The sequence below is a fragment of the Ornithinibacter aureus genome (assembly GCF_009858245.1).
Taxonomy (GTDB): domain Bacteria; phylum Actinomycetota; class Actinomycetes; order Actinomycetales; family Dermatophilaceae; genus Fodinibacter; species Fodinibacter aureus.
The window spans coordinates 3,161,454-3,179,707 of record NZ_VMSB01000001.1 but is presented as its reverse complement, the minus strand read 5'-3'; the positions used below and the strand labels follow the sequence as shown (position 1 = coordinate 3,179,707).

General features: G+C 70.9%; 24 protein-coding genes. 7 read left to right on the top strand and 17 right to left on the bottom strand.

Annotation, left to right across the window (positions count from 1 at the left end; genetic code table 11):
- Positions 1-106: 106 nt before the first annotated feature.
- Complete coding sequence (locus tag C8E84_RS15155) at positions 107-376, bottom strand: hypothetical protein (protein ID WP_159903424.1); 270 nt, start codon at positions 374-376, stop codon at positions 107-109.
- Positions 377-549: 173 nt separating this feature from the next.
- The gene (locus tag C8E84_RS15150; RefSeq protein ID WP_159903422.1) at positions 550-939 is read right to left on the bottom strand and encodes an OsmC family protein; all 390 of its coding nucleotides are present in this window, start codon (positions 937-939) and stop codon (positions 550-552) included.
- A gap of 162 nt (positions 940-1,101) precedes the next feature.
- Between C8E84_RS15150 and C8E84_RS15145 the strand changes: the two genes are divergently transcribed.
- A complete protein-coding gene (locus C8E84_RS15145; RefSeq protein ID WP_159903420.1) occupies positions 1,102-1,299 on the top strand; it encodes a hypothetical protein in 198 nt (65 codons plus the stop codon).
- Entirely contained in the window at positions 1,283-1,621 is a 339-nt protein-coding gene (locus C8E84_RS15140; protein ID WP_159903419.1) for a type II toxin-antitoxin system PemK/MazF family toxin, read from the top strand. Before C8E84_RS15145 ends, C8E84_RS15140 begins: the two co-directional genes overlap by 17 nt.
- 68 nt (positions 1,622-1,689) lie before the next feature.
- On the opposite strand, the gene C8E84_RS15135 is transcribed toward C8E84_RS15140, so the two are convergent.
- Both C8E84_RS15135 and C8E84_RS15130 read right to left on the bottom strand, forming a co-directional pair.
- Positions 1,690-2,037: a DUF5615 family PIN-like protein gene (locus C8E84_RS15135; RefSeq protein WP_159903417.1), complete on the bottom strand. Its 348-nt coding sequence runs from the start codon at positions 2,035-2,037 to the stop codon at positions 1,690-1,692.
- Between the two features lie 16 nt (positions 2,038-2,053).
- Complete coding sequence (locus C8E84_RS15130; RefSeq protein WP_159903415.1) at positions 2,054-2,284, bottom strand: DUF433 domain-containing protein; 231 nt, start codon at positions 2,282-2,284, stop codon at positions 2,054-2,056.
- 182 nt (positions 2,285-2,466) lie between these two features.
- Between C8E84_RS15130 and C8E84_RS15125 the strand changes: the two genes are divergently transcribed.
- Genes C8E84_RS15125 through C8E84_RS15115 form a run of 3 tightly spaced genes read left to right on the top strand, consistent with a single transcriptional unit; the run spans position 2,467 to position 3,907 of the window.
- Positions 2,467-3,381: a tyrosine-type recombinase/integrase gene (locus C8E84_RS15125; protein ID WP_159903413.1), complete on the top strand. Its 915-nt coding sequence runs from the start codon at positions 2,467-2,469 to the stop codon at positions 3,379-3,381.
- A 42-nt stretch (positions 3,382-3,423) separates the two neighbouring features.
- Positions 3,424-3,717 carry a type II toxin-antitoxin system Phd/YefM family antitoxin gene (locus tag C8E84_RS15120; protein WP_159903411.1) on the top strand — a complete coding sequence of 98 codons (294 nt, stop codon included), beginning with the start codon at positions 3,424-3,426 and terminating at the stop codon, positions 3,715-3,717.
- Positions 3,718-3,730: 13 nt separating this feature from the next.
- Positions 3,731-3,907, top strand: coding sequence for a type II toxin-antitoxin system RelE family toxin (locus C8E84_RS15115; RefSeq protein ID WP_159905004.1), 177 nt, complete (start codon positions 3,731-3,733; stop codon positions 3,905-3,907).
- Here the strand turns inward: C8E84_RS15115 and C8E84_RS15110 are convergent.
- The 10 genes from C8E84_RS15110 to glmS form a co-directional block, all read right to left on the bottom strand.
- Positions 3,892-4,161, bottom strand: coding sequence for a YlcI/YnfO family protein (locus C8E84_RS15110; protein ID WP_159903409.1), 270 nt, complete (start codon positions 4,159-4,161; stop codon positions 3,892-3,894). The two genes, C8E84_RS15115 and C8E84_RS15110, sit on opposite strands and share 16 nt — an antisense overlap.
- A 188-nt stretch (positions 4,162-4,349) precedes the next feature.
- Positions 4,350-5,393 (bottom strand): tRNA (adenosine(37)-N6)-threonylcarbamoyltransferase complex transferase subunit TsaD, encoded by a 1,044-nt coding sequence (tsaD, locus tag C8E84_RS15105; protein WP_159903407.1) that lies wholly within the window; start codon positions 5,391-5,393, stop codon positions 4,350-4,352.
- Positions 5,386-5,853 (bottom strand): ribosomal protein S18-alanine N-acetyltransferase, encoded by a 468-nt coding sequence (rimI, locus tag C8E84_RS15100; RefSeq protein WP_246196969.1) that lies wholly within the window; start codon positions 5,851-5,853, stop codon positions 5,386-5,388. Before rimI ends, tsaD begins: the two co-directional genes overlap by 8 nt.
- Positions 5,850-6,518: a tRNA (adenosine(37)-N6)-threonylcarbamoyltransferase complex dimerization subunit type 1 TsaB gene (tsaB, locus tag C8E84_RS15095; RefSeq protein ID WP_159903405.1), complete on the bottom strand. Its 669-nt coding sequence runs from the start codon at positions 6,516-6,518 to the stop codon at positions 5,850-5,852. Before tsaB ends, rimI begins: the two co-directional genes overlap by 4 nt.
- On the bottom strand, positions 6,512-7,006 hold the full coding sequence (tsaE, locus tag C8E84_RS15090; protein WP_159903403.1) for a tRNA (adenosine(37)-N6)-threonylcarbamoyltransferase complex ATPase subunit type 1 TsaE: 495 nt from the start codon (positions 7,004-7,006) through the stop codon (positions 6,512-6,514). The genes tsaB and tsaE overlap by 7 nt, the downstream gene beginning before the upstream one ends.
- A complete protein-coding gene (locus C8E84_RS15085; RefSeq protein ID WP_159903394.1) occupies positions 7,003-8,169 on the bottom strand; it encodes an alpha/beta fold hydrolase in 1,167 nt (388 codons plus the stop codon). The genes tsaE and C8E84_RS15085 overlap by 4 nt, the downstream gene beginning before the upstream one ends.
- Positions 8,169-9,335, bottom strand: a complete 1,167-nt coding sequence (gene alr, locus C8E84_RS15080) for an alanine racemase (RefSeq protein ID WP_159903392.1) — start codon at positions 9,333-9,335, stop codon at positions 8,169-8,171. The genes C8E84_RS15085 and alr overlap by 1 nt, the downstream gene beginning before the upstream one ends.
- A 13-nt stretch (positions 9,336-9,348) precedes the next feature.
- On the bottom strand, positions 9,349-10,860 hold the full coding sequence (locus tag C8E84_RS15075; protein ID WP_159903390.1) for a bifunctional ADP-dependent NAD(P)H-hydrate dehydratase/NAD(P)H-hydrate epimerase: 1,512 nt from the start codon (positions 10,858-10,860) through the stop codon (positions 9,349-9,351).
- Positions 10,857-11,234 carry a holo-ACP synthase gene (locus C8E84_RS15070; protein WP_159903388.1) on the bottom strand — a complete coding sequence of 126 codons (378 nt, stop codon included), beginning with the start codon at positions 11,232-11,234 and terminating at the stop codon, positions 10,857-10,859. Before C8E84_RS15070 ends, C8E84_RS15075 begins: the two co-directional genes overlap by 4 nt.
- A 6-nt stretch (positions 11,235-11,240) precedes the next feature.
- Complete coding sequence (gene glmS, locus C8E84_RS15065; protein WP_159903386.1) at positions 11,241-13,100, bottom strand: glutamine--fructose-6-phosphate transaminase (isomerizing); 1,860 nt, start codon at positions 13,098-13,100, stop codon at positions 11,241-11,243.
- Positions 13,101-13,170: 70 nt separating this feature from the next.
- On the opposite strand from glmS, the gene coaA reads away from it, so the two are divergent.
- Positions 13,171-14,136 carry a type I pantothenate kinase gene (gene coaA, locus C8E84_RS15060; RefSeq protein ID WP_159905000.1) on the top strand — a complete coding sequence of 322 codons (966 nt, stop codon included), beginning with the start codon at positions 13,171-13,173 and terminating at the stop codon, positions 14,134-14,136.
- A gap of 3 nt (positions 14,137-14,139) precedes the next feature.
- On the opposite strand, the gene C8E84_RS15055 is transcribed toward coaA, so the two are convergent.
- From C8E84_RS15055 to C8E84_RS15045, 3 genes are all read right to left on the bottom strand, one after another.
- Positions 14,140-14,874, bottom strand: coding sequence for an aggregation-promoting factor C-terminal-like domain-containing protein (locus C8E84_RS15055; RefSeq protein ID WP_159903384.1), 735 nt, complete (start codon positions 14,872-14,874; stop codon positions 14,140-14,142).
- Positions 14,875-15,021: 147 nt separating this feature from the next.
- The gene (phoH2, locus tag C8E84_RS15050; RefSeq protein WP_159903382.1) at positions 15,022-16,359 is read right to left on the bottom strand and encodes an RNA 5'-3' helicase PhoH2; all 1,338 of its coding nucleotides are present in this window, start codon (positions 16,357-16,359) and stop codon (positions 15,022-15,024) included.
- Positions 16,360-16,521: 162 nt separating this feature from the next.
- Entirely contained in the window at positions 16,522-17,283 is a 762-nt protein-coding gene (locus C8E84_RS15045) for an isoprenyl transferase (protein ID WP_159903380.1), read from the bottom strand.
- A gap of 210 nt (positions 17,284-17,493) precedes the next feature.
- On the opposite strand from C8E84_RS15045, the gene trhA reads away from it, so the two are divergent.
- Entirely contained in the window at positions 17,494-18,228 is a 735-nt protein-coding gene (gene trhA, locus C8E84_RS15040) for a PAQR family membrane homeostasis protein TrhA (protein WP_159903379.1), read from the top strand.
- Positions 18,229-18,254: the final 26 nt, after the last annotated feature.

The window sequence follows — 18,254 nt, the reverse complement described above, 5'->3', positions numbered from 1 at the left end:
CGGCGATCAAGCGGCAATCCCCATGTCGCCGGCTACCGCGAGCTCGAGGGGTGTGCCAGAGTGCCCCACCTCGCCGCGAGTAGAGCACGTCGTCCGTCGCTGAAACTCACACTTCGTACCGAACCTCTATCTCCGGACCCAGTTCTCGCGCAAGATCTCTGGAGAGGAGGCGCCCGTGACGACGCCATGCTTCGTAGCGATCTCGCTCCTTGATGCGGAAGTCGCGGCCAAGCTGGTCCTCCCAGTCCCTGGCCCACTCTCGGAGATCGCGGCGGAGTCGGTCACTGATGCTCAACTCGTCGAGGTCGACCATGCCCTCCGAGCACCAAACGGGATCAGCCGTGTAGTCCGGGAATACGCGGAGCACCTGACGCATGGCTTCAGTTTGCCCTCCTCCCCGCCTTCTGACATCCGTTGTCAGCCTTGTCCGGGACGTGGCATCTGCCCAGGGCTGGCTGCGTCATAGCGCCGCCTGATGACTCGGCATCGTCATCCGGGGGCGGACAGCGAGCGTTCGCTACCCGATCCAGAGCGGTCGCAGCAACGACGTCACACAACCCTCCTGACGGGAGCGCCGGCACGGATAGCCCGCGGGATCTCCGCGAGCTCGTCGACCGAAGCGCGCAAGAGGTCCAACGCGTCCGCCGGCGCAATGGAGTCGAGCGTGACGCAGTATTCGATCCCGGTCGAGTGCCACTCCGCATCGAAGCTGCCGTCGGCCTCGACCGCCACGCCCTCCACCTTGACGCCCAGCCGCTCGGCCTCACGGTAGGTGTCATTCAGGACGCACAGCGCCACCGAGAGGTGCAGCACTTGCGCGCCGTTGACAACCGGCGACGCCATGACCCCTTCCCCGGTCCGCTGATGATGCAACCTGACCCCTCCAGGGACGCGGAGGGTGCCGGCCGTGGCGCTCACCCCGAACGGTGACAGTTGCATGCCTTGATTCTGCCGCCACGAGCCGCTCGGTGGGAGTTGCGTCATTGCGCCGCCTGATCCGGCCGTTGGGCGATTGACTTGCGGCTGCCTGACCGTGCCCGTCCCTGCGTAGCCTTGAAGCGTCTGTAGACGTATCCGTCTACAGACAGATACGGTGGTGCTGTGGCCGAAACAACGACGATCCGCATCAGCAGGGACACTCATGCCCGGGTGGCGCGCTTGGCAGCCGCACGCCACGAAACCATTGATGAGACGGTGAGCAATGCCATCCGCGCGTTGCGCCAGGACGCGATGGCACGAGACCTTGCACCAGAGCTCACCGAGGACGAGACAGCGTGGCTCGATGCTGACGCCGGGTGACGTCGTCGAACTTGACCTTGGTATGCCCGCGGGAAGCGAGGCCGGACTCCGTCGCCCGGCGATCGTGGTGACGGCTGCCCGGGTTCTGCGGGGCGGACCCAACGTCGTCCAGGTCGTGCCGTTGACCCGGACACAGCGCGACAGCAGCACCGAGGTTTCAATCGACCCCGATGAGGACAACCGACTTGTGGCGCGTTCCTCGGCGCAATGCCAGCACGCGCGATCGGTGGCCACGACGCGGATTCACGACCGCACTGGCAACGTCGGCCCGGTAGCCCTCAACGAGGTCCGCGAGACACTGGCGCTGCTGTTGGACCTCTAGAATCGCGCGAGCATCACCGGCTGCTCCGCTCGAGGAGATGCGTCTCAGCGCCGCACGATGGGGGGGGATCATTTCTGGATCGGCAGTCTGCGGATCCGGATGTTCTCGTTGGTGAAGACGACGATCGCCCCGGCATCCAGATCGTCAACAACCTGCCCAAGGTTTCCCAACAGTGTCGCTGCTTGATGCTCGGGTTCCCGATTGCCCTGCCTGAACAGGATCAGGCTCGGGAGAGCAGCATCTGCTCTCGCCAACAGCTCGCCGAAGTCGGTGTCCGAAGAGACGAGGACGCGACCTTCCGTCCGCGCGCGCTCGAGGACGTCATCGTCGACGCGACCGGCCAGCCCGCAGTCCACGACATGAATGACATCGTGACCCGCGACCTCGAGCAACGCACCAGCCGCTGGCTCAGGCACTCGTCGAGCAGAAACCTCACGCGGACGTGCGCAGCGGGATCTGCCGCTCGCTCACGGCCACCGCCGCGAACTCCAGGGCAGCCCGTACATCGTCAGCCGCCAGGGTCGGATAGTCGACCACGATCTCTTCGGCTGTGCGTCCCTGCGCCACCAGGCCGACGATGGTGGCCACCGGAACGCGCGTACCACGCACGCACGGGACACCGCCCATGATGCGGTGGTCGGCGACGATGCGGGAGTCGGACATGGAAATCAGTGTAGGCCCGTAGCCCCAGCAGCAGCCTGCGCTCAGATGCGTCCTATCGCCGCCTGCGGTCCCTGTCAGCATCCGCAGGTTCAGGTCTAACGTGGACATGTTCGAGTGCCTAGTCGCGGTGGCGGCGGGCGTGGCGTGGGCCTCTTCCTTGGGTCGCCGCATGAGGTGATCCCATGTCCAGTCCTACGACGCTGCTGCCGTTCCAACCGGCCACCATGTCCACGGCCCAGCTCGCGGCGGTCTCCTTCCTGGCTCGCTACTCGGCGCGAACCCACCAGCTGTACCAGTTCCAGTTGCGGGAGTGGTTCGCCTGGTGCGAAGGCAACGGCCTGGACCCGCTGGTCGGTGTGCAACGGGCGCATGTCGAGCTGTACATCCGCAGCCTGGGCGAGCGCGGCCTGATGGACTCCTCGGTGGTGTCGATGATGAACGGGGTGCGCGGCTTCTTCCGGTTCGCCCACATCGACGGCCTGATCACGGCCGACCCGGCCGTGTACGCCCGGCTGCCGAAGGTCCAGCGCGACGAGTCCCGCACCCAAGGCCTTGACCGGCTCGAGCTCATCCGGTTCCTTCAGGTCGCCCAGACCATCACCGTCCACCACGGCGCGCTGGCGTACCTGCTGGGCATCAACGCCCTGCGCGCCTCCGAGGCCGCGGGTGTGCGAATCGAGGACTACGCCGACACCCTGCGCGGGCACCGAGTCCTGCACCTGATCGGCAAGGGCAACAAGCCCGCAACCATGCCGGTCTCGGTCCCGGTGCTGCGCGTGCTCGAGGCCTGCCGCGGTCAGCGCACCGAGGGCCCGCTCATCCTGCGACCGTTGAGCGGCCAACCAATCGACCGGCGTGACGCGTACCGGATGGTCACGCGGATCGCGAAGGCAGCCGGCATCCCGCGGCATATCAGTCCGCATTCGCTGCGGCACGCGGCGATCACCAACGCGCTGGATGCCGGGGTGCCGCTGCGCGACGCGCAGATCCTCGCCCGCCACGCCGACCCCCGAACCACCGAGCACTACGACCGCGCCCGCGGCAACCTCGACCGCCACGCCGTGCACTTCCTCACCGCGTACGTCGCCGGAGTCTGACGCCGCTGGCACCCTCAGCGACAAAGCGCCACGATTGTGGTCATGAGCATTGAGCCGTTGCGAGAGGTCCGCAATCACTTCAGCGACGTCGTCGATCGTGTCGAGCGCGAACACCAGCGAGTGACCGTCACCCGCAACGGTCGCGCCGCCGCAGTGATCATCAGCCCCGAGGACCTGGCCGAGCTCGAGGAGACCCTCGCCGTGCTCAGCGACCCCATGGCCCTGGCCGACATCCGGGAGGCCGACACCGCCTACGCCGCCTACGCCGCCTACGCCGCCTACGCCGCCGGTGACGTGGTCCGCGGGGTCAACGCGGTCCGTGCCCTGCGTCCATGACTGACAGCTCGCCATACGAGCTCGTCCTGATCCCACCGGCCGTCCGGGCGACCCGCTCCGCGGAGAACTCACCGGCGTCCACTGCGCTCGAAGAGGCACCCACCGGGTGCCGTATCGCATCAACGATGAACGCCGGGAAGTAGTCATCCTGCGGATCGACCACCGTAAGGACATCTACCGGCCCGGCTGACCTCCACTGTCCCGCGGTCGCGGTGCAACTCGGGCGATCTCATGCTCGGCGGCGCGGCGGATCCACGCAGAGACGGATCGGTCATCGGCCTCGGCCCGCTTCTTGACCTCGTCGAGCAACTCAGGCGGGAACCGGACCGGAACCGGGGTGGTCAGCCGCTTCGAGCGTCGACGAGGGAGGCCCTGCGGTTCCTGGTTCTGCGGCCAGGCGTAGAAGTCGTACTCCTGCTCGGGAGTCATCGGGTCAGAACTCATCACGGTCCCTTCGGTAGGCGTCACGCCTGCTTCGCGACGCGGCCAGGTCGCTGAGCCCGCATCTACGGTCGCGCCAAGCCGTGGCGGACATCGAGCGGACAGGACATGCTCGGGATCGGGAACCGCCATTGGCATGTCTCGCCCCCTCGACCAGCCGCCCCGCTGCTGGCCGTCGCCTGGGGCGCGGGCTACGACTGGACGAGCGTCACCGGCATCGAGGAGTCAGCGGGCAACGACAAGTCGGATGCCGGGCGGCCCTTGAGCACCATCTGCGCTCCCAGCGCCGCCACCATCGCCCCGTTGTCGGTGCACAGCCCCGGCCGCGGCACCCTCAACTCGATGCCCGCGGCATCGCAGCGCTCCTGGGCCATCGCCCGCAGTCGCGAGTTGGCCGCGACCCCGCCGCCGATCTGCAGGTTCTCGACCCCGTTCTCCCGGCAGGCGAGCACGGCCTTGCGGGTCAGCACGTCGGTGACCGCCTCCTGGAAGCTCGCGGCGACATCGGCCACGGGCACCGGCTCACCGGCGGCCTCGCGCGCCTGCACCCAGCGGGACACGGCCGTCTTCAGCCCCGAGAACGAGAAGTCGAACCGGTGCCGCTCCATGTCGCGCCCCTGGGTCAACCCGCGCGGGAAGTCGATGACGACCTGCCCGTCGCGCGCCGCCCGGTCGATGTGCGGGCCACCGGGGAAGGGCAACCCCAGCACCCGGGCCACCTTGTCGAACGCCTCCCCCGCCGCGTCGTCGATCGTCGACCCGAGGCTGCGCACGTCGTGCGTGACGTCGGGGACGAGCAGCAGCGAGGAGTGCCCGCCGGACACCAACAACGCCAGCGTCGGCTCCGGCAGCGGCCCGTGCTCGACGATGTCGACGGCAACGTGGCTCGCGAGGTGGTTCACGCCGTAGAGCGGCACCCCGAGCGAGAGCGCCAGCGCCTTGGCCGACGCCACGCCCACCATCAGCGCCCCAGCCAACCCCGGCCCGGAGGTGACGGCGACGGCATCCAGATCACGAAGGCTCACCCCCGCGGTCGCGCAGGCGCGTTCGATCGTCGGCACCATCGCCTCGAGGTGCGCCCGGCTCGCGACCTCGGGCACCACTCCCCCGAAGCGGGCGTGCTCGTCGACACTGCTCGCGATCGCGTCGACGAGCAGGGTCTCGCCGCGCACGATGCCGACGCCGGTCTCGTCGCACGACGTCTCGATGCCGAGCACCAAGGGCTGGTCACTCACCGCCAACCTCCCTGTCGGACAGGATCTTCCGCATCACGAGGGCATCGACGTCGCCCGGTTGGTAGTAGCGCCGGCGGATGCTGACGACGGTGTACCCCGCGCGGTCGTAGAGCCCGATGGCCGCCGCGTTGTCGGCGCGCACCTCGAGCATGACGGATGCCGCTCGCCCGGCTCTCGCTCGCGTCTCGAGTTCGTCGAGCAGTCGCCGACCCAGGCCCCGGCCCCGTGCCGAGGGGGCGACCGCGATCGTCATGACGTCGGCCACGTCGCCGCCGCGGTCGAGCCCGGCGTACCCGAGCACCTCGGCCCCCCCGACCTCGGCCACGTAGTCACGGCGCGGCCGACCGGCGAGCTCGGCCCACCAGGTCTGCTGTGACCAGGCGTCGTCGGCGAACAGCTCGCGCTCCAGCCGCGCCAGCTGCTCGATGTCGGTCCATTGCACGTCTCGCAGGGTGCTCACGAGGTGGCTCCCCGCTGGGCGCTGGTCAGGGCGTCGGGGCGGCGCAGGTACAGCGGCTCCACGGGCATGGTGGCGTCGGCGGCGATGCCTCGGCCCCCGAGGAGGGCGAGCAGTCCGGCATCGACGTCGAGGTGGTGGTGCAGGAGGTTCGGGAACAGGTCGGGATAGAGCACCGGGCCGCGGCCCAGCGTCGGCAGGGCACGCACCTCCTCGGGCAGCTCGGCGGGCCGGTCGACGGCCGGGTCGCTGAGCCGCTGCACCGTGTGTCCCGCGGCGTCGACGAAGTAGCGCGCCCAGTAGACCTCCTTGCGCCGCGCATCGGTCGCGACGAGGATCTCGCCGTGCGTCGCCGCAGCCCCCTGATGTGCCAGCACGTCGAGCGAGCACAGCCCGAAGACGGGGATGCCCAGGGCGTGCGCCATCGTCACGCCCGTCACCATGCCGACCCGCAGACCGGTGAACGGCCCCGGTCCGTTGCCGACGACGACCCCGGTGAGGTCGCCCGGGGTGAGGTCGTTGTCGGCGAGCAGCGTCGAGATGAGCGGCGCGAGCTGCTCGGTGTGGCCGCGGGCGTCGACCCGGTGGGCAGCCGCGATGACCCCGAGGCCATCGCTCAGCCCGGCCCCGATCGCGGACGTCGACGTGTCGATGCCGAGGATCAGCACGGCTCACCTCCCAACGCCACCAGGGCGGCTGCTGCGTCGTCGGACGTCCAGCGCCCGCCGAGGCCGGTCACGGTCACGGTGCGCACCTCGGTGGTTGGGTCGACGTCGAGCACGACCTCGAGCCGGTTCTCACTGAGGTCCTCGGCCAGCCCCTGCCCCCACTCGACCACGGTGACGCCGTCCTCGACGGAGGCGTCGAGGTCGAGGGCGTCGAGCTCGAGGGCGCCGCCGAGTCGGTAGGCGTCGACGTGCACGAGCACCGGGCCGCCGACGAGCGAGGGGTGCACCCGGGCGATGACGAACGTCGGCGAGGTCACCGGGCCCCGCACCCCGAGCCCGTCACCCAGCCCCTGGGTGAGGGTGGTCTTGCCCGCACCCAGGCCACCGGTCAGCACGACCAGGTCTCCCGCACGCAGGACGGCACCGAGCGCACGACCCAGGGCCTGGGTGTCCTCGACGCCGGGCACCACGATCCGCCGCGCGGTCATGACGCCGCCTCGCGACCGCCCCTGCGCGACTTCGCCCGCGCCACCCGACGCTTCTTGGAGATGTCCTGCACGGTGCGGCGAACCCGCGGCTTGTCGCTGACCGGCAACCCCTCGGCGACGGCACGCTGGGCACGGCCGATGAGCATGAGCAGCTGCTGCGTGACCACCTGCGGGTGCTCGAGCTGGAGGATGTGCCCGGCATCCTCGACGACGACGTGTTCGGCACCGGGGATGCGACGCACGATCTCCTCGCTGTGCGAGGGCGGGGTGATGAGGTCGCCGGCACCGTTGATGACGAGGGTCTCGACGCCGACGAGGGCCGTGAGCTCCTCACTGATGTCGAGGGCGTCCATGTCGGGCAGGAAGGCGGCCATGACGTCGAACGACGTCCCGAAGATCATGTCCCCGACCAGCTGGACGAGGTCGGTGCTCACGGGTGAGTCGAACGCCCACCGCTGCACCACGGCATCCTGCACACCCTGGCCCATCTTGCGCAGGACACCGATCGGGCCGGCGTGCCGCGAGAGCCGGGTCAGCACGGTCGGACCGAAGGAGCCGACGACGCGCCCGGCCGTCGCACCCAACCCGAACTCGGTCATCTCGTCGCCGCCGGGGCTCGTGGAGACCAGCGCCACCGCGAGCACGCGGTCCCGCACGACGTCGCGGTGCTGACCCGCGTAGGACATGACCGTCATGCCACCCATCGAGTGCCCGACGAGCACGACCGGCCCGGAGGTGCACGTGGCGTCGAGCACGGCAGCCAGGTCGCGCCCGAGCTGGTCGATGGTGCAGCGCTCGAGGTCGGGCATGCCGGAGCGGCCGTGGCCGCGCTGGTCGTAGCTGACCACCCGGAAGCCCGAGTGCTTGAGCGAGCGACGCTGCAGCACCCAGGACTGCATGGTCAGGGCGAACCCGTGCACGAGCACCACCGTCGGGGTGCGCCCGGCGAGGTGGCGCCGGCTCAGGCTCGTCGTGTCGGGGGCGTCGATCTCGACGTGCAGGGCCACGCCGTCCTCGGTGGTGACGATGAGGGCCTCGGTCGGGGTGTGTGCCCACCCGTCGGGGGCGTCGACCGAGCGGTAGCCGGCGCGCGCCCGGGTGACCCGTTCACCGACGGCGCTGGCGACCGTGCCCACCGGCCCGAGGGGCCCGAAGCGCGCCATCAGAACGGCCCTCCGAGCAGCACCCGCGGCAGGCGAGGGCTCATGCGGGTGACGATCTCGTAGTTGATGGTGCCCGCAGCCTGCGCCCAGTCCTGCGCCGAGGGCTCACCATCGGCCGCGCGCCCGAGCACGACGACCTCGTCGCCCGCCGCACCCGCGAAGTCGGGGCCGAGGTCGAGCACGACCTGGTCCATGCACACGCGCCCCGCGATGGTGAGGCGCCGACCGCCGACGAGCACCGGCCCGGCTCCGCCTGCCGCCCTCGGGATGCCGTCGGCGTACCCCATCGGGACCAGGCCGAGCACGGTGTCGCGGTCGGTGACGTACTCGTGCCCGTAGCTGACCCCCTGCCCGGCAGCCGCCCGCTTGACCAGCGAGAGCCGGGCGGTGACCCGCATCGCCTCGCGCAGGCCGAAGTGCGCGCTGTCGCCGAGGTCGGGCACGGGCGAGAGCCCGTAGACCGCGAGCCCGGGCCGCACGAGGTCGAAGTGGGCGCTCGGGTTGGTCAGCGTCGCCGCCGAGTTGGCCAGGTGGCGCAGCGGGGGTCGGACCCCGGCGCGCGCCAACTCCTCGCAGGCCTCCTCGAAGCGCACCTGCTGGGCCCGAACCGTCGGGTGCTGCGGCGCATCGGCCCACGCGAAGTGCGACCACACACCGGTCACCTCGACGGCGCCCTCCGCGTGGGCCGCGGCGAGGCGCGCCACCATCTGCGGCCAGTCGGTGAGGATGCCGCCGCGTCCGAGTCCGGTGTCGACCTTGACCTGGATGCGCGCGGGAGCGCCACGCTCACGCGCGGCCGCGAGGACGGCATCCACGGACCACATGCTCCCGACGGTGACCTCGATGTCGGCGTCGATGGCCCCACCGATGTCGGCGCCGGGCGCGAAGAGCCAGGTGAGCAGCGGGGCGGTGACGCCGGCCTCGCGCAGGCGCAGGGCCTCGGCGAGCTGGGCCACGCCGAGCCACGAGGCACCACCCGCGAGCGCGGCGCGGGCGCTGTCGACGAGGCCGTGGCCGTACGCGTCGGCCTTGACGACGGCGAGCACCTGGGCCGGGGCGGCCCGGCGCACGAGCTCGGCGACGTTGTCGCGGATCGCGTCCAGGTCGATGCTCACCCACGCCGAAGCGCCCGCGGGTGCGGGCACGGGAGCGGGAGAGGTTGTCATGGGCCTGTTGAGTCTAGGACGAGCGGGTGGCGGCCCGACCCAGCAGGTGGGCAACGGCATCCGGGATGCCGTTGGCGACCCGCAGTGCCCGCACCGGGCCCCCGGGGTTGGCCCGATCCGCGGCGACGCCGTGCACGAGGGCGCCGAGCGCCCCGGCCGAGTCCGGCGGCAGCCCTGCGGCCAGGAGCGTGCCGAGCACCCCGGCGAGGACGTCGCCCGCACCCGCGGAGCCGAGCCAGGCGGGGGCGTCGGCCTGGGACCAGACCGGTGCGCCCTCAGCAGGCCCGACGACGACGGTGGTCGGGCCCTTGAGCAGGACGGTGGCGCCGGTGGCGGCCGCGAGCGCCTTCGCGTGGGCGACCGGGGACGCCTCGACCTGCGCCCGGGTCACGTCCCCTTGTCCCGAAATCGACCAATAGGTCACTCCAGGTACGACCGCGCTCAGGCGGCTGAGCAGGCGCGCGCACTCCCCGGCGTGCGGGGTCAGCAGCGTCGCGCGCCCGGCCCGCGACCGCACCAGGTCGGCGTCGACCAGGTCGAGGCCGCCGGCATCGAGGACGACCGGCTCGCCACCTGCCAGCGCGGCGCGCGCCACCTCGAGCTGGGCAGCAGCGTCATCGTCGGTGGCCTCGACGTCGAGCCCGGGGCCGACCACCCAGGCCTGCACCCGGCCGGGTCCGTGCACGGCCTCGGGCACGGCCGCGCGCACGAGGGCGGTCGGGGTCGGCGTGCCGACGTAGCGCACCATGCCGGCACCGGACTCGACGGCGGCCGTCACGGCGAGCACCGCAGCCCCCGTGTACGCCTCGCCCCCGGCGACGACCCCGACGACGCCACGCGAGTACTTGTCATCGGCCGGTGTCGGCACCGGCCACAGGGCTGCGACGTCGTCGTGGTCGAGCCGCAGCACCACCGGATCGGCGGCCAGGTCGAGCCCGATGTCGACGACGGTGAGGATGCCGCACGCCTGCTCGGTGGGCGGCAGCAGGTGCACCGGTTTGGGCACCGAGAAGGTCACCGTCTCGTCGGCGAAGACCCCGTCGGGATCGAGCGCCCCACCCATCGGGTCCTGCCCCGAGGGCAGGTCGACCGCGATGACGTAGGCCGTGTCGGGCACTGCGGCCACCCAGGCAGCAGCCCACGGCGGCAGGCCCGGGCGCGCCCCGATACCGAGGATGCCGTCGAGCACCACGTCGGCCTCGGCCAGGGCTGCCGGGTCGGTCGTGAGCAGGACCCCGGCCGCCTCCGCGGCAGCGCGTGCCCCGTCGTGCACCACCTCGTCGTGCACGGCGACCGCGTTCCAGCCGGCCTCCGCGAGCCGGGCCACCGCGTAGAGGGCATCGGCGCCGTTGTTGCCGGGCCCGACGAGTGCTGCGACGGCCGCACCGTCGCACTCCTGGAGTCGCGCGGCCGCCACGAGGGCCAGCCCCTCGACCGCCCGGGCCATCAGCTCACCGTCTGGCAGCGTGGCCATGAGCGCCGCCTCGGCGTCGTACACGGCATCCGTCGACCACGCCCGGATCACGCCGACGACTCCAGTGGGGCCCCTGACCCCTCGGCGACGACCACCGCGGAGGCGATCCCGGCGTCGTGCGAGAGGGAGACGTGGATCGAGGTGATCCCCAACGCCTGCACCCGGGCGTCGACGGTTCCGCTTACCTCGAAGTGCGGGCGACCGTCGGGGCCGCGGTGCACCTCGGCGTCCTGCCACTGCATCCCGGCGGGGGCACCGAGCGCCTTGGCCAGGGCCTCCTTCGCGGCGAACCGTGCCGCCTTGGAGTTCAGCGCCATTTCGCGCTCGCGCGGCGTGAAGAGTCGATCACGCAGGGATGGCGTGCGCTCGAGCGCAGCACCGAAGCGAGCCACGTCGACGACGTCGATGCCCACCCCGACGATCACGACGGCTCACTCAACCGTGACGCTCTTGGCGAGGTTGCGCGGCTGGTCGACGTCCAACCCCTTCGCGGTGGCCAGGTGCAGGGCGAAGATCTGCAGCGGCACGATCGTCAGCAGCGGCATGAGCAGCGGCAACGTCGCGGGCACCCGGATCACCTCGTCGGCGAAGGGCACGACGTCCTCGTCGCCGTCCTCGGCGATGACCAGCGTGCGGGCGCCCCGAGCGCGGATCTCCTGGATGTTGGAGACGACCTTCTTGTGCAGCTCGTGCGGGGTGTCCGGGCCGGGCACCACGATGAACACCGGCTGGCCGGGCTCGATGAGCGCGATCGGGCCGTGCTTGAGCTCACCGGCCGCGAAACCCTCGGCGTGGATGTAGGCGATCTCCTTGAGCTTGAGCGCACCCTCGAGCGCGATCGGGTAGCCGACGTTGCGCCCGAGGAAGAGCACCGAGCGGCTGTCGGCCATGAAGCGGGCGATCTCGATGACCCGGTCCATGCGGTCGAGCACCGTCTGGATGTGCTCGGGCAGGTTGCGCAGCTCACGCATGACCGCCTGGGCGTTGACCGCGTGCTCACCGCCGCGCATCTGCGCGAGGTAGAGACCGAGCACGTAGGCAGCGGTGATCTGCGCCGAGAACCCCTTGGTCGACGCGACCGCGACCTCCGGGCCCGCGTGGGTGTAGAGCACCGCATCGGACTCACGGGGAATGGTCGAGCCGTGGGTGTTGCAGATCGACAGGGTGAGCGCGCCCAGTTCACGGGCGTGCTTGACCGCCATCAGGGTGTCCATCGTCTCCCCGGACTGGCTGATGGAGACCACGAGGGTGCGGGCGTCGGCGATCGGGTCGCTGTACCGGAACTCGTGGGCCAGCGAAACCTCGACCGGGATCCGGGTCCAGTGCTCGATGGCGTACTTCGCGACCATCCCCGAGTAGGCGGCGGTGCCACAGGCGACGACGACGATGCGGTCGATCTGCCCGAGCTGCTCCTCGGAGATGCGCACCTCGTCGAGCACGAGGCGACCTTCGTCGTCCGTGCGCCCGAGCAGGGTGTCGGCGACCGCGTGCGGCTGCTCATGGATCTCCTTCTCCATGAAGGTCTCGTAGCCGCCCTTCTCGGCGGCCGCGGCATCCCACGTGACCTCGTAGGCCTTGCCGTCGGCGGGGGTGCCGTCGAAGCCGATCACCTCGTAGCCGTCCGGGGTGATCGTGACGATCTGGTCCTGACCGAGCTCGAGCGCGTGGCGGGTGTAGCCGATGAAGGCCGCGACGTCGCTGCCGAGGAAGTTCGCGTCCTCACCGAGGCCGACGACGAGCGGGCTGTTGCGCCGCGCACCGACGACGACCCCCGGGCTGTCGGCGTGCACGGCCAGCAGCGTGAAGGCACCCTCGAGACGGCTGACCACGGCCCGCATGGCCTCGGTCAGGTCGCCCAGGCGGTCGTACTCACGCCCGACGAGCTTGGCGGCGACCTCGGTGTCGGTCTCGGAGCTGAACTCCACGCCCTCGGCGAGCAGCTGCTTCTTCAGGCCGTGGAAGTTCTCGATGATGCCGTTGTGGATCAGCGCAAGGCGGTTGCCGTCCCCACCACGGTGCGGGTGGGCGTTGCCGTCGGTCGGGCCGCCGTGGGTGGCCCACCGGGTGTGCCCGATGCCGGTGCGCGACGGCGCCAGGGGGTGCGCCTCCAGCGCCGAGCGCAGGTTCTCGAGCTTGCCGGCCCGCTTCTCGGTGGCGACGCCGTCCTCGGTGACCAGAGCCACCCCCGCGGAGTCGTAGCCCCGGTACTCGAGCCTCGCCAGGCCTTCCATCACGACGTTGAGAGCCGTGTCATCCATGGTCCGGCCCACGTAGCCGACGATTCCGCACATGCGCCCCACCCTAGTGCGAGCGGAAGCCCAGCGCGCCGCAGCGGCGGGAGGCGGCACGGCATACGCAACAATGACGCGGGTGAGCGCCACCCAGGAGCGAGCCACGGTGCCGACGCCGTACGTCGACCTCGACCGCGCCGCGTGGTCCAGGTTGCGGGAGAACCACCCGATGAGCCTGGAGCAGCGCGACCTCGCGCGGCTGCGCGGCCTGGGTGATCGGCTCGACCTGCGCGAGGTCGAGGAGGTCTACCTCCCCCTGTCGCGGCTGCTGCACTTCTACGTCGAGGCCACCCACGGGTTGCGTCTGGCCACCAGCGAGTTCCTCGGCGAGCGGCCCACCCGGGTCCCGTTCGTCGTCGGCGTGGCCGGGTCGGTGGCGGTCGGCAAGTCGACGACGGCCCGCATCCTCAAGGAGCTGATGAGCCGCTGGCCGCAGACCCCCCGGGTCGAGCTCGTCACCACCGACGGCTTCCTCTACCCCAACGCCGTGCTCGAGCGCCGGGGCCTGCTGCAGCGCAAGGGCTTCCCGGAGTCGTACAACCGCCGCGCCCTTCTCGCGTTCATCGCCGACGTGAAGTCGGGGATGCCGTCCGTCCCGGCCCCGATGTACTCGCACCTCACGTACGACGTCCTTCCGGGGACCGTGCGGGTGCGCCGGCCCGATGTGCTCATCGTCGAGGGCCTGAACGTCCTCCAGCCGCCACAGGTGCGCCCGGACGGCACGAGCACCGGCGCGATCTCGGACTACTTCGACTTCTCGGTCTACGTCGACGCCCCCGTCGAGGAGATCCGCACCTGGTACGTGCAGCGGTTCCTCCGCCTGCGCGAGACCGCGTTCGCCGATCCCAAGTCCTACTTCCACCGCTACGCGGCCCTCAGCGACGAGGAGGCCGTCGCCACGGCGCGCCGGATCTGGGAGCAGATCAACGAGCCGAACCTCGTCGAGAACGTCCTGCCGACCCGGGACCGCGCGACACTGGTGCTGAGCAAGGGCGCGGACCACGCGGTCACCGGCATCCGGCTGCGCAAGATCTGACGATCAGTACCAGTGCGGGGAGCGGCTGTTCCACTTGCTGAGGGCGTTGCACGGGGTGCCGTACGCCTTCTTGATGTAGTCCAGCCCCCACCGGATCTGGGTCACCGGGTTGGTGCGGTAGTCATCACCCATGGTCGCCATCTTGCGGGCCGGGAGGGACTGCGGGATGCCGTAGGCGCCGGATGACGGGTTCTCGGCGTTCCACTTCCAGCCGCTCTCGCCGATCCACAGGCGGTCCAGGCAGGACCACTGGCCCGCACCGAAGCCGTACTCCGGCATGAGCTGGCGCGCTGCGGCCTTCGGGTCCTTCTTGGCGTTGGCGACGATGCGCTTGCGCTCGGCCGCACGGGCGGCCGCCTTCGCCTTGGCCTGACGCGCGGCCAAGGCCTTGGCCGCTGCCAGGCGCGCTCGTTCGGCGTCACGGGCCGCGACGGCCGACCGGGCGGCGTTGGTGTCGGTGCGCGCGGTGGCGACGCGAGCGGCATCCTCTTCCTCAGCCGCGAGCTGCTCGGTCGAGGTCTGCTCGGTGAGCCCGTCGACCGCGAAGGTCATCGCCTCGGCACGGGCCTGGTCCTCCCCGACCGAGACCACGAGGGCGCTCCCGGCGAGCACCGCAGCCACTGCCCCACTGGCCAGCACGGGGCGCGTCGCAGTCGCCGCGAGGGCGCGGCGCAGACCACTGCGCTCGGGGAGCGCGGCCGCATGGCGAGGCGCGTGACGCGCGGTGTAGCGAGCCATGGGCAGGCAGGGGACCTCTCGTGCGGGAGATGCTCAGGGGGCTGAACGCAGCCGGTGGAGCACTCACGTCGTTACCGAATCGAGACACAAGCCTACGGGGTCCGACCGTGCTGGACGAAATCGCACGACCCGCAGCGCTGGTGGCGCTCAGACGTCGATGTCCTCCAGGAGGTCGGTGACGAGCGCGGCGATGGGGCTGCGCTCGGACCGCGTGAGCGTCACGTGGGCGAAGAGCGGGTGACCCTTGAGCGCCTCCACCACCGCGACGACCCCGTCGTGACGGCCCACCCGAAGGTTGTCGCGCTGCGCCACGTCATGGGTCAGTACGACGCGGGAGTTCTGGCCGATGCGCGAGAGCACGGTGAGCAGCACGTTGCGCTCCAGGCTCTGGGCCTCGTCGACGATGACGAACGCGTCGTGCAGGGACCGGCCCCTGATGTGGGTGAGCGGCAGCACCTCGAGCATCCCGCGGTCGAGGATCTCCTCGACCACCTCGCGCGACACGACGGCGGAGAGGGTGTCGAAGACAGCCTGCCCCCACGGGCTCATCTTCTCGGCGGCGTCACCGGGAAGGTAGCCGAGCTCCTGCCCGCCCACCGCGTACAGCGGCCGGAAGACGACGACCTTGCGCTGCTGGCGCCGCTCCATGACGGCCTCGATCCCGGCGCACAGGGCGAGGGCTGACTTGCCCGTGCCGGCACGGCCACCGAGGCTGACGATGCCGATGTCGGGGTCCATGAGCAGGTCGAGCGCGATGCGTTGCTCGGCGCTGCGACCGTGCAGGCCGAACGCGTCACGGTCACCGCGCACCAGGCGCACCTGCTTGTCGGGCCCCACGCGCCCCAGCGCCGAGCCGCGGGGCGAGAGCACGGTGAGCCCGGTGTGGCAGGGGAACTCGGCCGCGGCGACGCTCTCGAGCCGGCCGTACTCGTAGAGGTGGTCCATCTCCTCGACGGTGACCTCGAGCTCGGCCATCCCGGTCCACCCCGACTCGACCGCGAGCTCGGCCCGGTACTCCTCCGCCTCGAGGCCGCACGCCGAGGCCTTGACCCGCATCGGCAGGTCCTTGCTCACGATCGTGACGAGCCGCCCCTCGTTGGCCAGGTTGCGCGCCACCGCGAGGATGCGGGTGTCGTTGTCGCCGAGGCGAAAGCCCGCGGGCAACGACGCGGCATCCGTGTGGTTGAGCTCGATGCGCACGGTGCCGCCCTGGTCGCCGATCGGCACGGGAGCGTCGAGCCGACCGGCGGAGATCCGCAGGTCGTCGAGCATCCGCAGGGACGTGCGGGCGAAGTAGCCGAGCTCGGGGTGGTTGCGCTTGGCCTCGAGTTCGGTGACGACGACCACCGGCAGCACCACCTCGTGCTCCTTGAAGCGGGTGATCGCGCGCGGGTCGGACAGCAGCACCGAGGTGTCGAGCACGTACGTGCGACGCGGCTCCTCCCCCTGGCGTGCTGACGGTGCCGGTCGGGTACTCGAGGCCATGGTCGCTCCTGAGGGGTGCGGGGCTGCAGTGCTCTCGACGCTACGACTGCCTCCCCCGCGTCCCCACGCACGCGGCCGGGCGTGTTGAGGTGAATTCTGCGCGATGTCGTGACGGGTGTGGCTGGCGTGGCTCGTGTGATGTTTGGGATGCCGGGGGGCGTGTCAGGAGCCAAACCTTCGGTGCCGCTCGCCGTAGGCGCGCAGGGCGCGCAGGAAGTCGACCTTGCGGAAGTCGGGCCAGTAGGCCTCGCAGAAGTAGAACTCGCTGTGCGCGCTCTGCCAGAGCAGGAACCCGCCGAGCCGCTGCTCCCCTGACGTGCGGATCACGAGGTCCGGGTCGGGCTGACCCTTGGTGTAGAGGTGTTCGGCGATGTGCTCGACGTCGATGACCTCGGCGAGCTCCTCGATGCTCGTCCCCATGGCGGCCTGCTGCTGCAACAGCGAGCGCACGGCATCCGCGATCTCACGTCGCCCGCCGTAGCCGACGGCGACGTTGACGAGCATCCCGTCGACGTCTCTCGTGCGGTCCTCGGCCGCCTTCAGCCGCGCAGCGGTCGGCGCCGGCAGCAGGTCGAGGGCACCCACGGGATGGATCCGCCAGCGGTGGGTGGCCGCCAGTGTGTCGACGGCTGCCTCGATGATGCCGAGCAGTGGCCGCAGCTCGTCCTCGGGCCGGTTGAGGTTGTCGGTGGACAGCAGCCACAGCGTGACGACGTCGACGCCGACCTCGTCGCACCAGGAGAGCAGGTTCTCGATGTTGTCGGCGCCTGCCTGGTGACCCTCACTGGCTCCGGCACCGCGGGCCCGGGCCCACCGACGGTTGCCGTCGAGCATGACCCCGACGTGGCGCGGCACCGAGGACGGCTCGAGCTCACGCAGCAGGCGGCGCGCGTATGCCGCGTAGAGCACGTCACTCAGCGCCATGCTCGCCTGCCTCTCCATCACCGCCCGGCCGTCGCGGTCTCGCGGACGACAGGGTCACGCTACTCCCGCAGGGGGCCTTCTTGCGGAGGGTAGCGGGGTGTGCCGGGCCCAGAACGGGCGGCGAGGCAATGGTGTTCCCGTCCCGGCCTGCGTCGAGAGTCACGGGTTCGCGGCTCGCCAACCTACGCGCGCGTAAGTTAAATTCGACCCATGACTCCGCTGGACCCGCCCGCGACCCCGGACCAGAGCCGTCGCGAGGCCCTCGAACAGCGGGTCGAAGAGCTCGAGCAGCGCGTCGAGGCCGCCTTCGACCACGTGAAGCCCAAGCTGCGCGGCTGGCTGCACGCCGGCATGGTGCCGGTGGCGCTGATCGCCGGGATCGTGCTCGTGGTCCTGGCAACGACGACGACCGGCAAGGTCTCGGCGGCGATCTTCGGCGGCACCGCGGTGCTGCTGTTCGGCACCTCGGCCGTCTACCACCGCGGGACGTGGTCTCCGCGCATGGGGGCGTTCCTGCGGCGCTTCGACCACTCGAACATCTTCCTCATCATCGCCGGCACCTACACGCCGTTCGCCCTGCTCCTACCCCCGGACCAGGCCCGCCACATGCTCACCATCGTCTGGGCCGGCGCGATCATCGGGGTGCTGTTCCGGGTGTTCTGGTCGCACGCTCCGCGCTGGCTGTACGTCCCGGCGTACGTGATGCTCGGCTGGGTGGCGGTCTTCTACTTCGGGCCGCTGCTCGAGCACGCCGGCGCCGCGGTCATGACGTGGATCGTCATCGGTGGAGCCCTCTACAGCGCCGGCGCCATCGTCTACGGCACGAAGAAGCCGGACATCTCACCGCGCTGGTTCGGCTTCCACGAGGTCTTCCACACGCTCACGATCCTGGCGTTCGGGTCGCACTTCGTGGCCGCCTCGCTCGCCCTGAGTGCCCCCGCCTGACCCCGACGTATTGCACGTCAGGCTGG